General features: G+C 63.4%; 16 protein-coding genes and 1 riboswitch. Of the genes, 8 read left to right on the top strand and 8 right to left on the bottom strand.

Going from position 1 to position 14,399, the window contains the following annotated elements; translation table 11 throughout:
• Positions 1–2 precede the first annotated feature (2 nt).
• Positions 3–1,112 (bottom strand): histidinol-phosphate transaminase, encoded by a 1,110-nt coding sequence (gene hisC / locus AC0V7N_RS09775; protein WP_475456826.1) that lies wholly within the window; start codon positions 1,110–1,112, stop codon positions 3–5.
• A gap of 160 nt (positions 1,113–1,272) precedes the next feature.
• Positions 1,273–1,350, top strand: a riboswitch (SAM riboswitch).
• Positions 1,351–1,456: 106 nt separating this feature from the next.
• Between hisC and metX the strand changes: the two genes are divergently transcribed.
• Together metX and metW are read left to right on the top strand one after the other, a co-directional pair.
• Positions 1,457–2,626 (top strand): homoserine O-acetyltransferase MetX, encoded by a 1,170-nt coding sequence (metX, locus tag AC0V7N_RS09770; RefSeq protein ID WP_475456824.1) that lies wholly within the window; start codon positions 1,457–1,459, stop codon positions 2,624–2,626.
• Entirely contained in the window at positions 2,623–3,237 is a 615-nt protein-coding gene (gene metW / locus AC0V7N_RS09765; RefSeq protein ID WP_475456822.1) for a methionine biosynthesis protein MetW, read from the top strand. Before metX ends, metW begins: the two co-directional genes overlap by 4 nt.
• A gap of 12 nt (positions 3,238–3,249) precedes the next feature.
• On the opposite strand, the gene AC0V7N_RS09760 is transcribed toward metW, so the two are convergent.
• On the bottom strand, positions 3,250–3,570 hold the full coding sequence (locus tag AC0V7N_RS09760; RefSeq protein WP_475456820.1) for a DUF1330 domain-containing protein: 321 nt from the start codon (positions 3,568–3,570) through the stop codon (positions 3,250–3,252).
• A gap of 377 nt (positions 3,571–3,947) precedes the next feature.
• On the opposite strand from AC0V7N_RS09760, the gene AC0V7N_RS09755 reads away from it, so the two are divergent.
• The gene (locus tag AC0V7N_RS09755) at positions 3,948–4,862 is read left to right on the top strand and encodes a glycosyltransferase family 2 protein (protein WP_475456818.1); all 915 of its coding nucleotides are present in this window, start codon (positions 3,948–3,950) and stop codon (positions 4,860–4,862) included.
• Between the two features lie 28 nt (positions 4,863–4,890).
• Here AC0V7N_RS09755 and AC0V7N_RS09750 read toward each other — a convergent pair whose 3' ends face one another.
• The 3 genes from AC0V7N_RS09750 to AC0V7N_RS09740 all read right to left on the bottom strand — a co-directional run bounded on the left by AC0V7N_RS09750 (position 4,891) and on the right by AC0V7N_RS09740 (position 8,525).
• A complete protein-coding gene (locus tag AC0V7N_RS09750; protein ID WP_475456816.1) occupies positions 4,891–5,694 on the bottom strand; it encodes a DUF1194 domain-containing protein in 804 nt (267 codons plus the stop codon).
• 87 nt (positions 5,695–5,781) lie between these two features.
• A complete protein-coding gene (locus AC0V7N_RS09745; RefSeq protein WP_475456814.1) occupies positions 5,782–7,599 on the bottom strand; it encodes an ABC transporter ATP-binding protein/permease in 1,818 nt (605 codons plus the stop codon).
• Positions 7,600–7,736: 137 nt separating this feature from the next.
• Positions 7,737–8,525 (bottom strand): class I SAM-dependent methyltransferase, encoded by a 789-nt coding sequence (locus AC0V7N_RS09740; RefSeq protein ID WP_475456812.1) that lies wholly within the window; start codon positions 8,523–8,525, stop codon positions 7,737–7,739.
• Positions 8,526–8,688: 163 nt separating this feature from the next.
• Here AC0V7N_RS09740 and gloB point away from each other — a divergent pair, with 163 nt between their 5' ends.
• Together gloB and AC0V7N_RS09730 are read left to right on the top strand one after the other, a co-directional pair.
• Positions 8,689–9,456, top strand: coding sequence for a hydroxyacylglutathione hydrolase (gene gloB / locus AC0V7N_RS09735; protein WP_475456810.1), 768 nt, complete (start codon positions 8,689–8,691; stop codon positions 9,454–9,456).
• Positions 9,457–9,478: 22 nt separating this feature from the next.
• Positions 9,479–9,919 carry a cupin domain-containing protein gene (locus AC0V7N_RS09730; RefSeq protein WP_475456808.1) on the top strand — a complete coding sequence of 147 codons (441 nt, stop codon included), beginning with the start codon at positions 9,479–9,481 and terminating at the stop codon, positions 9,917–9,919.
• On the opposite strand, the gene AC0V7N_RS09725 is transcribed toward AC0V7N_RS09730, so the two are convergent.
• Genes AC0V7N_RS09725 through AC0V7N_RS09715 form a run of 3 tightly spaced genes read right to left on the bottom strand, consistent with a single transcriptional unit; the run spans position 9,894 to position 12,311 of the window.
• Positions 9,894–10,568, bottom strand: a complete 675-nt coding sequence (locus AC0V7N_RS09725; RefSeq protein ID WP_475456806.1) for a lysoplasmalogenase family protein — start codon at positions 10,566–10,568, stop codon at positions 9,894–9,896. The two genes, AC0V7N_RS09730 and AC0V7N_RS09725, sit on opposite strands and share 26 nt — an antisense overlap.
• Entirely contained in the window at positions 10,565–11,479 is a 915-nt protein-coding gene (gene yddG / locus AC0V7N_RS09720) for an aromatic amino acid exporter YddG (protein WP_475456804.1), read from the bottom strand. The genes AC0V7N_RS09725 and yddG overlap by 4 nt, the downstream gene beginning before the upstream one ends.
• A 43-nt stretch (positions 11,480–11,522) precedes the next feature.
• Positions 11,523–12,311, bottom strand: a complete 789-nt coding sequence (locus tag AC0V7N_RS09715; protein ID WP_475456802.1) for a DUF3108 domain-containing protein — start codon at positions 12,309–12,311, stop codon at positions 11,523–11,525.
• Between the two features lie 259 nt (positions 12,312–12,570).
• On the opposite strand from AC0V7N_RS09715, the gene rpmB reads away from it, so the two are divergent.
• The 3 genes from rpmB to AC0V7N_RS09700 all read left to right on the top strand — a co-directional run bounded on the left by rpmB (position 12,571) and on the right by AC0V7N_RS09700 (position 14,399).
• Positions 12,571–12,867: a 50S ribosomal protein L28 gene (gene rpmB / locus AC0V7N_RS09710; protein WP_475456800.1), complete on the top strand. Its 297-nt coding sequence runs from the start codon at positions 12,571–12,573 to the stop codon at positions 12,865–12,867.
• A 167-nt stretch (positions 12,868–13,034) separates the two neighbouring features.
• Positions 13,035–13,715, top strand: a complete 681-nt coding sequence (locus AC0V7N_RS09705; RefSeq protein ID WP_475456798.1) for a queuosine precursor transporter — start codon at positions 13,035–13,037, stop codon at positions 13,713–13,715.
• Positions 13,716–13,718: 3 nt separating this feature from the next.
• Positions 13,719–14,399 carry a spermidine synthase gene (locus tag AC0V7N_RS09700; RefSeq protein WP_475456796.1) on the top strand — a complete coding sequence of 227 codons (681 nt, stop codon included), beginning with the start codon at positions 13,719–13,721 and terminating at the stop codon, positions 14,397–14,399.

Raw genomic sequence — 14,399 nt, 5'->3', positions numbered from 1 at the left:
CTCTAGCTTTTCAGGAATGTCGTGAGCGCGGCGACAACGCCGCGATTGGCCTCTTCGGTGCCGACGGTCATGCGCAGCGCGTTGGGGAAGCCGTAGCCTGAAACGCGCCGCAATATATAGCCGCGCGCCGTCAGATAATCGTCGGCCGCCGCCGCTGAATGCTTCTGGTCGTCGGGAAAATGGATGAGCAGGAAATTGCCGACGCTGGGCGTCACTCGCAGCCCGAGCCCGGTCATCTCCTGGCTCAGCCAGGTGAGCCAGGTCTCGTTGTGCGCCACGCTGCGCTCGACATGGGCGCGGTCGCGGATCGCCGCGATGCCGGCCTCGATCGCCGTCGCATTGACATTGAAGGGACCGCGCACGCGGTTGATGGCGTCGACGATGTGCATGGGCGCATACATCCAGCCGATCCGCGCCCCACCCAGGCCGATCTTGGAGAAGGTGCGCGTCATCACCACGTTCTCGGCGCTGCCGACCAGCTCGATGCCGGCTTCATAATCGTTGCGGCGGACATATTCGGCATAGGCCGCGTCGAGCACCAAAAGCACATTGCGGGGCAGGCCGGCATGCAGGCGACGCACCTCCTGGAACGGCACATAGGTGCCGGTCGGATTGTTGGGATTGGCCAGGAACACGATTTTCGTACGCGGCGTGACGGCGGCCAGGATCGCATCGATATCGGCGCGCTCGTCGGTCTCCTTGACCGCGATCGGCGCAGCACCGGCCGACTGGATGTATATCTTGTAGACCATGAAGGCATGTTCGGTGAAAATCGCTTCGTCACCGGGCGCGAGATAGGTTTGTGCCAGCAGGCCCAGAATCTCGTCGGAACCGTTGGAACAGATGATGTTCTGCGCGTTGAGGCCGTGCACCTCGGCGATCGCCTCGCGCAGCCGTTTGGCGGTGCCGTCGGGATAGATGTCGAGTTTGGCGGCAACCTCACGCGCGGCCTCGATCGCCTTCGGTGACGGCCCGAGCGGATTCTCGTTCGACGACAGCTTGTAGACTTTGGCGACGCCGGCGGGTGCGGCGCTCTTGCCGGGCACATAGGCATCGATGTCCATGATGCCCGCGCGCGGGGTTGGACGTGCCTGATCCGGTGTCTGGTTCATTTTTGCAAAATCCGTCGAAAATGCCTCCATCCGGGGCCGCAGCGGAAATACAAGCCATGGCCCGCAATGTCGAGAGGCGGCAGTGGTGCCAGCAGCCGGCCCAGATGCCGGCCCAGACAGCTGGCATTGACGGCAGAGCGAGCGAGTTCTAGAAGGGCAGCGACAGTTCCGTGGTGATTTGGCCGGTCGGCTTGCAGCCACGTTAAACAATTCGCTAAAGGGCCGTTTGCGTGACGTAACCGGCTTTGCGAATGGCAATGCCGGTTTTTTATTGTCCGCGGCCGGCCGGACGGACGCATCGTCGGCGATTTTTCGTCTGATATGATGCAGCAAGTGAGACGAGAATGGCCGCTCTGCGCGCAGGAAAGACCAACAACGAGGCCGACCAGCCGTCGAGCCCGGTGTTGCGCTTCGGGTCCGACAAGCCGCTCAAGCTCGACGCTGGCACGCTTTTGTCGCCGTTCCAGATCGCCTATCAGACCTATGGCACGCTGAACGATGCCCGCTCCAACGCCATCCTTGTCTGCCATGCGCTGACCGGCGACCAGCATGTCGCCAACACCAATCCGGTGACCGGCAAGCCGGGCTGGTGGGAAGTGCTGATCGGCCCCGGCAAGATCATCGACACCAACCGCTTCTTCGTCATCTGCTCCAACGTCATCGGCGGCTGCCTCGGCTCCACCGGCCCAGCCTCGACCAATCCGGCCACCGGCAAACCCTACGGGCTCGACCTGCCCATCATCACCATCCGCGACATGGTGCGCGCGCAGCAGATGCTGATCGACCATTTCGGCATCGAGAAACTGTTCTGCGTGCTCGGCGGCTCGATGGGCGGCATGCAGGTGCTGGAGTGGGCGTCGTGCTATCCCGAGCGCGTCTTCTCAGCGCTGCCGATTGCCACCGGCGCCCGCCACTCCTCACAGAACATCGCCTTCCACGAGGTCGGTCGGCAAGCTGTGATGGCCGATCCCGACTGGCATGGCGGGAAATATTTCGAGCACGGCAAGCGCCCGGAAAAGGGTCTGGCTGTGGCGCGCATGGCCGCCCACATCACCTACCTTTCGGAAGCCGCACTGCACCGAAAATTCGGCCGCAATTTGCAGGACCGCGACCACCTGACTTTCGGCTTCGATGCCGACTTCCAGATCGAAAGCTATTTGCGCCACCAGGGCATGACCTTCGTCGACCGCTTCGATGCCAATTCCTATCTCTACATGACGCGGTCGATGGACTATTTCGATCTCGCCGCCGACCATGGCGGCCGGCTGGCGGACGCCTTTGCCGGCACCAAGACCCGGTTCTGCCTGGTGTCGTTCACATCGGATTGGTTGTTTCCGACCGAGGAGAGCCGCTCCATCGTGCACGCACTCAACGCCGCCGGCGCATCCGTGTCCTTCGTCGAGATCGAGACCGATCGCGGCCACGACGCCTTCCTGCTCGACGAGCCGGAACTGTTTGCCGCCATCAACGGCTTCATCGGCTCGGCGGCGCGTGCCAGGGGGCTCGCATCATGAGTGTCAACGGCAGCCAGCGCGTCGACCTCGAGGTCGTCGCCAACCTCATCCCGCCGCAGTCCCGCGTGCTCGACGTCGGTTCGGGCGACGGCTCGTTGCTTGAGTTGCTGCAGGACACCAAGCAGGTCGACGGCCGCGGGCTTGAGCTGTCGCAGCGCGGCGTCAACGAATGCGTGGCGCGCGGTCTCTCCGTCATCCAGGGCGATGCCGACAAGGATCTCGAATTCTATCCCGACAAGGGTTTTGACTTCGTCGTCCTGTCGCAGACCTTGCAGGCGACCCGCAACCCGAAGCTGGTGCTCGACGAACTGCTCAGGATCGGCGACCGGGCGATCGTGTCCTTCCCCAATTTCGGCCATTGGCGGGTGCGCCTGTCGCTGTTCGTCAAAGGCCGTATGCCGGTGACCCAGGACCTGCCCTATTCCTGGTACGACACGCCCAACATCCATTTCTGCACCATCCGCGACTTCGTCAATCTGTGCGAGGAACTCGGTGCGACGGTGGAAAAAGCGACCGCGCTCGACGCCGCTGGCCAGAAGATCGGCCTGTCGATGCCCTGGTGGTTCTGGAATTTCTTCGGCCAGCAGGCGGTGTTCTTGCTGAAGCGATAGGGCACGGCACGTCTAGCCAAGCACATCCGTAGCCTTGTGCGGATGCTCGACGCCGTCAACGATGATTACGTCGGAGTCCGAATTGTCGGTGCGCAGTGAAAGGATCGCCCGGTAGGCTGGCGAATTGTACCAGCTGTGCACCTGATGCCGGTCGGGAAATTCGATGATGATGAGGTTGCCCGGCCAATCGTTCTCGATCACCTCCACGTCGCCGCCATGAACCAGGAAACGGCCGCCGAAAGGTTCCAGCGTGGCATCGATCTTGTGCAGGTACTCGACGATCTGCGGGCCCATTGTGACTTGGCGCATATGGGCAACGGCGTAAGCGGTCATGACGTAACTCCCTTGTCGATCGAGGCCGATTTGCCGGCCTCGCGAGGGCAATCTGCCGGAGCGGCCATCGCGAAGCGATTATGTCGGAGGTAATGGAATGGGCGCGGCTCAGTCGCGATGAGCCGATCCCTCCTACGGCCAGTCGCAATTGCTCTTGCCTGGCGACGCTGTTGCAATTGGAACGCTAGGACGGGAATTCGTCCTTTCGCGCGGGCCGAATGCCAGCAGGATGGGTGACAGGGGAAGCTGTTTTTTGTAGCGTCACCGACGAATCCAATGATGCGTCGTGGAAGGGGAAGTCCGATCGATTCGATCGCCCTGAAGATCGAAGGACCTGGCCGGAAGCGCATTTTTGCGCCGGAGACGGTTGACGCGATATGACCGGGAGGACGCAGCGCTCGCCCCTTATCACGGTCATCACGCCGACCCACAACCGGCGCGAAACGGTATTGCGCGCCGTCGAAAGCGTCCTCTCCCAGAGCATGCCGAGGCTTGAGCATATCGTCGTCGACGATGGCTCCACGGATGGCACGGAAGCGGCGCTGGCCCGCATTCACGACCCACGGCTGGTCTATATCGGCGCGAAATGGCGCGGCGCCAACGCCGCCAGGAATGCCGGCATCGAGCGAGCGAACGCGCCTGTCGTGACATTCCTTGATTCCGACGACGTCTACCTGCCACATCGGCTCGAACGGACCTTGGCCTGGTTCGATGACAATCCAGCACTTCAGGTGCTGCTCTCCTCATACGTTTCCCTGAAAGGAAATCGAACCACCAATTGCATCAACCGCACCGCCTTTCTGAGCCCGTCAATGCTGGAGCGAGCGGTGGTTGTGCAGACAGCTTTCGTCGCCGGTTCGGCGATAACGGCTCGTCGCGAGGCCTTGCTGGCCATAGGCGGCTATGACAGCGACATCATCCGGATGCAGGACCGGGAGCTGCTGCTGCGCCTCGCCGCCCGCTTTGGCGCGCAATTGTCCGGGGACATCGATTGGACGAAGCACAATTCGCAGAACTCGATTTCGGGCCGCCGGGGCGGCTATGTCGAAGCCTATGCGAGCCTGATGGCCAAACACCCGCATATCGCCCGCCGCTATCCGCACATCCCGCCTTTCATGATCGCGCGGCAGATCATCGCCGATCTTCTCAAGGGCCGGATACCTCAGGCATTTGCCGGATACATGACCAACCGCTCGTCGGCGGCGCTCGGCTATTCCTTGCCGGAACTGGTCAATGGCTATGTCTGTGGACGACGCTCGCGTCGCGACCTCTACAATGAAGTTCGCGACTAGCAGTCGCGCCGGCGTGACAGACGGCGGTTCATCGGTCTAGTTCCGGAAAATAGGGATCCGATAATAATCGCCTGTCCCGTTCACCTTGCAGGCAGTCGATCGGCGGGTCCGCGTCGACGGGAATGACCCCAGCCTTGTCCTGAATGCCGCTCACTTCGAGGATCAGCTTGCGCCGGATGGCGGTGGAAAATTCGGCGGCCGCATAAATCGGCAGCACGAAAGAGCCGGGGCCGCCGGTCACGCACTGCGCATAATACTGGTCGAGATGGCTGAAGGTAGTCGATGGGTTGATCAGGATCGGCAGACCGTTGATGACGATGCCTTTGGCGGTTGCAGCATCACGCGTCGCGGTGACCGGCGGCCCGATATTGTTGGGGCCATCGCCCGATATGTCGATGACGCTGCGTTCGCCGGCGAAATCCGTCCTGTCGAATAGCCCGGCGCCGAAGGCAAGTGCTGTGGAAATCGACGTGCCGCGAAAACTCCGGAACGGGCGCGCCGCCACCTTGTCGGCAAAGCGGTTGGCGCTCTCAGTGCTGTCGATGATCTGCCAGTTGATGACCGCGTCGTCGCGCACCGTGCCTGCCCATTCGAAATAGGCGAGCGCGATGCGGCCCGTATTGCCGGAGCGAACGGCCTGGATGAAGTCGGGATGCCGCAATGCCTCGACATAGCCGGCGCGCTGCAGGGCGAATTCCTTCTCGTCCATCGACAGGGAGATATCGACCGCCAGCACCAACTCGACGTCGACAGTCAGCGCATCCGATGGCGACGCAACGGGAGTTGGCTGGACACAGGCTAGACAGGCAAGCAGGCGCAGAGCATCAAGCATCGCCACCGCCGAATTTGGTTTCTCCGGGAAATCTTCCTTCGCGATCGCGGCGAAATAAAGCTTGCTGCGACAGTGCGGGAAAACAGCCTATTTCTTGCGGCGGGCGGCAGCCGGCGGCGGATCGATGGCGCCAGCTCTGACGCGGGCTGGTTTCAGCGCCGGCGCGCCGGAATCCTTCACGATCGTCAAACCGCGCGGAAAGAACTGATTGTTGTGCTGGCCGCGCCCGATATTGATGATCGTGGCTCCCTTCAGATGCTTTTCCAGCATCGCCAGCACGCGGCGCAGCGCGGGTCCGTCGAACGCATCCATCGCTTCGTCGATGATCACCCATTTCGGTTGCCGCAAGGCGAGCCTGGCCACGCCCAGCAGGCGTTGTTCGTCATCGCCCAATTCATGGTCCCAGCGCCCGACGCGGTCGAGCGACGACGACAGCCGTTCAAGACCAACCTCGGCCAGCACCGCCGCAATGTCGGCATCACTCGCGGGCGCATGTCCGTTCGCGTGATTGAGCACCTCGCGCAACGTGCCGGCCGGCAAATACGGCACGCGCGGCACGAAGATGAGGGTTTCGCCCGCCGGCAGGCCGATCTTTCCGCTGCCCCAGGGCCAAAGCCCGGCAATTGCGCGGAAGAACAGCGTCTTGCCGGCGCCAGGCTCGCCGGTGATCATCACCCGCTCGCCGGGGCGGATTTCGACATGCTGGTCGGAGAGTTTCGTGCAGCCCTCCGGCGAGGCCACCTGGAGCTTCTCGAAGGTCAAGCTGCCATTGGCGTTTTGATCGAAGGTGATGCGCTTTTCGGTATCGTGCAGCACATCGGTTTCATCGAGCGCGATGCGGAAGTCGGCGACGCGCATCAGCGTGGCGCGCCAGTCGGCGATGCTGCCGATGTTGTTGACGAACCAGCGCAAGGAAGAGTGCACCTGGTTGAAGGCGCCGACGGCCATCATCAGCCCGCCGAAGCTGATGTCGCCGGAAAAATAAACCGGCGACGCGACCAGGATGGGAGCCACGACCGTGATCCAGCCATAGGTGTCGGTCACCCAGGACAGGTTGATCTGGGCAGTGAAGATGCGCCGCATCGCGCCCAGCACCGTGCCGAGGTCGATTTCGAGCCGCCGTTTGGCGTCGTCTTCGCCATGGTAGAGCGCGATCGCATCGACATTCTCGTTGACGCGCACCATCGAGGAGCGCAGCTCCGCCTCTCGCGTGTAGCGGTCGCTGTTCAGGCCGATCAGCGGCCGCCCGACCAGCCAGCTCAGCCAGGAGGCGATGCCGGCATAGAGGAACGCAGCCCAGACCATGTAGCCCGGTATGGCCAGCGACCAGCCATTGATGTGGAAGACGAAGCCCGAAGACAGTTCCCACAGCACACCGACGAAAGACACGAGCAGGATGAGCGACTGCAACAGCCCGACGCCGAGATCGGTCGACAGGTCGGACAGATGCGCGGCATCCTGCTGCATGCGCTGATCGGGATTGACGCCGATGGCGCCGGCATTGGCCAGCCGGAAGGCGCGCGCCGGCCGCATCCACTGGTCAATCAGGTCCAGCGTCAGCGCCTCGCGCAGCTTCAGCCGGATCATCTGGTTGAGCCAGGTCTGGCCGATATTGAGCACTAGCAGACCGCCGGCGATCATCGCAAAGACGAGGAGCTGATGCAGGAAAGCCGCCATGTCGCGGCGCGCCAGAGCATCGTAGAAGGGCTGGTTCCAGCTGTTGAGCAGGACCTGGCCGATCGACGTCGCGATGATGACGGCCATGATACCGACCGACGTCCACAGCAACCATTTGCGAACCGGCGATCCCACCAGCGCCCGCTTGATCGTCGCCACCTGATCGCGCAGGCTGCTGGCCACAGCGACCGGCTGAACGGTGGCCTGATTGTCCAGTTGATCAGCCATGTCAGAGGTCCTTGCGTTCAGGTGGAATGCTGAAACCGGATGAAGAGAGCCGACGGCGGCGGTCCCTCAACCAGTCTGTGAGACCAGCACGACAGATAGGTCGGGAAAATGCCGCGCGACGCAAGTTTCCAGCTTGATCACGAAGGTTTCACCTGGCGGGACGGCGCCACCGCGCCTGCGGCCTCGGCCCGGCGGCCGAGCCGTGTCGCGCCATGCGGCGACAGAACCGGCACGAAGACGCGGCGAGACGCGCGCTGGGCGACCGGCACACCTTGATAGAGGCGTTTCTGCGCCTCGACGACGATGACGCCGGAAAAGATCGGCCACAGCCGCCGGCCGGCGCGCTCCAGCACATTGTGGAAGCGCATCATGAAGCGTCGCCGCGATGGCGGGAAGAACAGCGCATCCGACCAGGAAGCGGGCGTGAAATTCGCCTCGCGCAGCAACTCGGTGAGCTGGCCGCGTGAAAAAGGCCGGCCATTGCCGAACGGCGTATGCTCGAAGCGCGCCCAGACACCGCGCCGGTTTGGCACGACGATGACGACGCGTCCCGCCGGCGACAGCACCCGCCAGATCTCGTTCAGCGTCTCGCGCGGGTTTTCGACATGTTCGAGCGAATGGACGAGCAGCATGCGGTCGATGCAGGAATCGACCAGCGGCAGTTCCTCGTCGAAGACCAGCGCGGTCGCCGTCGGCCCCGTCGCCGGCCAGACCACGGCGCCCTGCGTCGCCGGCATGAAGGCGAAGACCCGCTCGGCGTCGGAGCCGAACCGCTCCAGCCAGGGCAAGGTATAGCCGAGCCCGACCAGCCGTTCATTGGGGACCGTGGCCCATATCGACGACAGCGCCATGGTGATCGAGCGCTCGGCGAACCGGCCGAGCGTTGTCGAATAGAAAGAGCGAAGGTCGACGATGTCGGAATGCATGTCAGGGATGTAGCCGTGATATCGGCAGGTTTCAACAAAGGGCCCTGAAGGCTACCGACATCTCCGGGAGTGACTTTGTCATCTCCGGAGTGACACTTGTCATCTCCGGGATGACATCCGGCCTCTGGCGCCCTATGTCTGCGGCGACAAATGGAGAGATACGATGACGGTCGAAATCGAGCAGTTCATGTGCCGCAGCGATAATTTCGGCGTGCTGGTGCATGACCCCAAAAGCGGGCAGACCGCGATCATCGACGCCCCCGAGGAGGCGCCGATCCTGGCCGCGATCAAGCGCACCGGCTGGACGCCGACGATGATCCTGACCACGCACCACCACATGGACCACGTCGAGGCCAATCTGGCGTTGAAAGAGCGGTTCAAGCTGCGCATCGTCGGCCCGGAGGTTGAAAAGGCCAAGATCCCCGGCATCGACGAAAACGTCGAAGAGGGCTCCGTCCTTCATCTCGGCGATGAGCGCATCAAAGTGATCGCCACCCCTGGCCATACCGCCGGCCACGTTTCCTACCATCTGCCGGCGTCGAAAGTGGCTTTCACCGCCGACACACTGTTTGCCCTGGGGTGCGGACGGCTGTTCGAATGCAAGCCGCCGGTGATGTACGAATCGCTGAAGAAACTTGCCGCACTTCCCGCCGATACTGTCATCTATTGCGGCCATGAATACACGCTCGCCAACGCCCGTTTCGCGCTGACCGTCGACCCGACCAACTCGGCATTAAAGGAGCGCGCCGCCAGGATCGAGGCGCTGCGGGCCGACAACAAGCCGACGCTGCCGACGACGATCGGCGAGGAATTGTCGACCAACCCGTTCCTGCGCTGGCACGATCCGGCGATCCGCAAGCATCTTGGGCTGGAGAAGGCCTCGGACGCCGAGGTGTTCGCCGAGATTCGCAAGCGCAAGGACAATTTTTGAGCGTCATGCCAGCCTTCGACCGATGACCAGTTCAGCAGAAATCATCGCGACACTTGGACTGAAGCCGCATCCAGAAGGCGGCTGGTACGCGGAGACCTTTCGCGACGAAGCCGGCGGCACGCGCGGCCATTCGACAGCCATCTATTTCCTGCTGGAACAGCACCAGCTTTCGGCCTGGCACCGGGTCAAGGATGCCGCCGAGGTCTGGCATTTCCACGCCGGCGCGCCGCTGGCACTGTCCATGTGGGAGGAAGGCGCGTCCGTGATCGAACAGGTGCTCGGCATTGAGCTCGCGGCGGGCGAGCGGCCGCAGATCGTCGTGCCGGCGGGCTGGTGGCAATCGGCGCGCAGCCTGGGCGACTGGACGCTGGTCGGCTGCACGGTCGCGCCGGGTTTTGATTTCGCCGCCTTCGAACTGGCCGAACCGGGCTGGAGCCCTACCCCAGCAGGAAACCCAGCGTAATCGCCAGCTGGGCGGCGTAATACAGCACCCAGACGGCCAAACGCATCCAGGCGCGGTGCGGCGAGATGGCGGCTACCAAGAATTTCTCAGTGGCGAGCAGCCCGTCCGATGCCATGAATAGCACCGCGCCACCGATGACCCAGGCGCTGTTGGTGGTCAGCGCCGCCATGCCCATCGCCAGGATTGCCACCACATAGATCGCGATCGGAATACGCAGGCTGGGGCCGACGCGACGCCAGAGCGCGGCGAGCATGACGACCACGAACACCGCCAATGCCAGCGCGATCGCGCCGCGCCACGATTCGACGCCGAGCAGTGCCAACCCACCGCCGCTGCGCAGGAACAGCACGACATAGACGATGTGGGCGACGAGAAAACTCGCCAACCCGCCGAGAAAGGCTTTTTCGCCGTCGCGCGACAGGAAGGCGTCACCCACCGCGCTGAGCGCCAGCGCAACGACCAGCAGCAGCGGGCCGCCTTGCAGCGCCGCAAGCACGGCAAGCATCGCCACCGCAAGCGTCTTTGCCGCCGAGCGGGCGAGGCTCGGTGGCATGCCAAGCGTGAAAGCATAGATCACCGCCGCCACCAGCGAGAAGATCAGCGTCGCATTGGCATTGGCGTCGATGCCGCCGGCAAATGGCATCGTCATGCCCTGGCTCCGCTTTCGGATGCCTTGGCTTCGCTCTCGGCCGCAGCCGGCTTGCGCAGGAACAGCGATTTTGCCGCCAGGGCGGCGCCACCGGTGATGAGCACGCAGGCGGCGAGGATGCGCAGCGACGGCTCGGCGACGCCGGCCGCGATCAGCACCAGCGTCGACAGCAGCGGCGCCGCATAGCTTGCGGCACCCAGCACCTGGATGTTGCCGCGCTTGACGCCAATGTCCCAGGCATAGAAGGCAGCCCCCACCGGCATCAGGCCAAGGCCGAGCACCGCCAGCCATTGGCCGGCGCCGTCCGGCAGCACCGTTTGCTCCAGCGCCAGATGGCAGGCGAGCGACAGCACGGCGGTCGCCGCACAGAACCAGGTGACGATGCTGGTCGGCACCGACGGGAAACGCCGCGACAAAAGCGAATAGGACGACCACAGCACGGCGCAGACGGCGGCCATGGCGTAGCCGAAGGCGTAGCGCGCATCGAAGGCCAGCCCACCGCCCTTGGTGACGATCAGCACGGTGCCGGCAAGGCCGAGCAGCGCGCCGACGACATGGTTCCACGCCAATTTTTCGCCCGGCATCAGCGCCGAACCGAGCACGATCAGCAGCGGCCACAGATAGGCGATCAGGCTCGCCTCCACCGCCGGCGCGTTGCGCAAAGCGGTGAAATAGAAAAAGTGGTAGCCGAACAGGCCGGCAATGCCGATCAGCCAGACCTGTGGCGGTATTTTCTGGCTCTTGTCGGCGGCCGGCATGAACAGCCGCGCGACAAGCCCGACGCCGGTGCCGATCGAGAAGGTGATCGCCGACAACAGGAACGGCGGCACCTTGCCCGATGCATCCGTGAGCAGCGCCAAAAGCGCCCACATGGCGACCGCCGAAAAGCCGATCAGTGTTGCGCGCCCCATTTTTTCTCCCGTGGCGCGCCCTCCTCTGTCTCCGGTGGCGTGCCTATTGTACCGCTTCGAAACGCCCGGCGCTGATGGTCAAGGTGCCGATCTGCGTTCCAACCGTGGCGTGGATCGGCGCATATACGCCGGTTTGGCCGAGCGGCGCAAACGTCACCATCATGCGGCTTTTGTCCTTGAGATAGTTGAGCGCCTTGCGGCCCTTGCGATAGCCCGCAACCGGCTCGAAACCCATCCGGCAGGTGATGGTATCGCCCTTATAGCCCGGCACCGAGATCGTGCCTTTCGAATTGTAGGTCAGCGTCAGGTCGGCGCGCATCTCGCCGTCATAGAATTTCACCGTGCGGCCGCAGACCTGGTCGAGACTGTCGGCATGGATGACGGTGGCGGCCATCGGATCGAGCACCGCAGCCAGGTCGCCCGCGCCGATCGGCACCCAGGCCTTGGGGTCGCGCTTGCCCGGAGCGGGGATGACCTGCGTCGAAGTCACGGCACCATTGGCGAAGCGGATATCGACCACGGATGCCTTCTTGCCGGAGGTGTAATCGGCACGAAATGCCTGCGGCACCAGCTTCTTGCCGGAAATCGTGCCCTTGGACGAGATCGTGCCGCGCGTGTCGTCGAACAGTTTGGCCAGTCCCGCAGCGGTCACGCTGCCTTCGATCACGTAGGCGCCGTTCTCGTAATGGCTGGAAAAGGTCGATCTCGCTATCGAGAGACCAAGGAACGACACCGTGTACTCGCCCTTGAAGGACTGCGGCGAGGCCGCCGACGCGGCGGAGGGCAGGGCGATGGCAAGCGCGGCGCTGAGCGCGTGAGACAAACGAGGCATGGCGGGATCGAATCCTTGATTTTCGACCGGAGGCGGGCGACTCCGGTCTGGCGTGTCCCTATGAGACCGCTTATAGGATGAAATCCGGCCTTAATATGAAATGCCGGGCGCTTCCGTGGCGAAGCCGGAGCTTGACGCCCCGGCGAAATGCAACTATGGAACGCCAACTTTTTCCATAAGGCCGCCTGACCAGAACCGCGCGCCACCCGGCGTGGGCACAAAGGTTTGGCAGGTCCCGAGAGAATTGAAGGTTAGAATTATGTCCCGCACCTGCGAACTCACTGCCAAGGCAGTCCAGACCGGCAACAATGTGAGCCACGCCAACAACAAGACCAAGCGTCGCTTCCTGCCGAACCTCGTCAATGTGACGCTGATTTCGGAAGCGCTGAACCAGAATGTGCGCCTGCGCATCTCGGCCAACGCGCTGCGTTCGGTCGAACATCGCGGCGGTCTCGACGCTTTCCTGGCCAAGGCCGATGCCAAGGAACTGTCGCAGCGCGCGCGCCTGCTGAAGAAGCAGATCGCCAAGAAGCTTGCCGAACAGGTCGCTGCGTAACATCAGATAAAGGCGGGGGACGACCGCCCTGGCCAACCTCTTGTTGGCCTCTGGCCAACATCTCGTTGGCCTTAGGGCATCGGATAGATCCGCAAGGTTCGACATCCGGTGCTCAACTACGACGCGAGCACCGATGCTCCGCTGGTTCCATTACCCAGGATAAAAAAATGACTTTCTTCTCGCGATATTTGCCCTTCGTGGCCGCCATGGCGCTTGTCGTCGTGGCGTCGAACATTCTGGTGCAGTTCCCGATGCAGGGCCAGATCGGCAGCCTGTCGCTGGCCGACCTGCTGACCTGGGGCGCTTTCACCTATCCGTTCTCGTTCCTGGTCACCGACCTCGCCAACCGCCGCTACGGCCCCGCCGTGGCGCGCCGGATCGTCTTTGTCGGCTTCATGACAGCGGTGATCTGCTCCATCCTCGTGCCGCCCTTCCTGTTCCGCCACGGCCTGATCGAATTCGAGACCGCGGCTGACCGGCTGGTGCGTATCGCCGCGGCTTCGGGCGCAGCCTTCCTGTCCGCGCAACTGCTCGACGTCACCGTGTTCAACCGGCTGCGCCGGCAGAGCTGGTGGCGGGCGCCGATCGTCGGTACGCTGGTTGGATCGGTGTTCGACACCATGGTCTTCTTCACCGTCGCTTTCTCGGCCGCTTTTGCCTTTGCCGGCCCGAACGACAGTTTCGCGCTCGAGACGGCGCCGCTGATGGGCGTGTTCCATATCGATGCGATGCGCTGGGTTTCCTGGGCGCTTGGCGATCTCTCGGTGAAACTCATCATCGCTGTGGTCGCGCTCATCCCCTACCGGCTGCTCGCCGCTCGCTGGAGCCAGCCCGCCGTGGCCGTCTAAACCATGATCCCCTGGGTCCAGCTCGATTCGGCAAAGACCGGGGATGGTGCCCAGGAACTTCGCCTCAAGCGACGCGGCAGCGAATTCTCGATCATGCTCGGCACCAATGAGCTGATGAACAGCCGCCTCAGCGGCTCCGAGCAAGCGCTGGCGAAACTGTCCTGCCAGAAGATTGCGGGCCATCAGCAGCCAAGGATCCTGATTGGCGGGCTTGGCATGGGGTTCACGCTGCGCGCTGCTCTCGCCGAGTTGGGCAACGATGCCGGCATCGTTGTCGCGGAGCTGGTGCCGGCGGTCGTCGCCTGGGCACGCGGCCCGATGGCCGAGGTGTTTGGCGGCTGTCTCGACGATCCCCGCGTCACCATAGAGGAGACCGATGTCGGCCAGTTGATACGGTCCGAGCCTAAGGCCTGGGATGCCATCCTGCTCGACGTCGACAATGGCCCCGAAGGCATCGTCCACAAGGGCAATGACGCCCTCTACAGCCTGGCAGGCCTGGTTGCCACCCGCACCGCCCTCAAGCCGGGCGGCGTGCTGGCCGTGTGGTCGCAAGGGCCGGACAGCGGCTTTGTCAGGCGGCAGAAGCAGGCGGGCTTCGCGGTCGAGGAAGTCAACACGCGCGCCAACGGCAAGCGTGGCGCGCGCCATGTCATCTGGATTGCCACCAACGGCTCACGGCCCTGA

Source organism: Mesorhizobium kamtschaticum (assembly GCF_056174585.1).
Note: the sequence above shows the minus strand (reverse complement) of the source record. Positions and strands in the feature narration are given on the sequence as shown.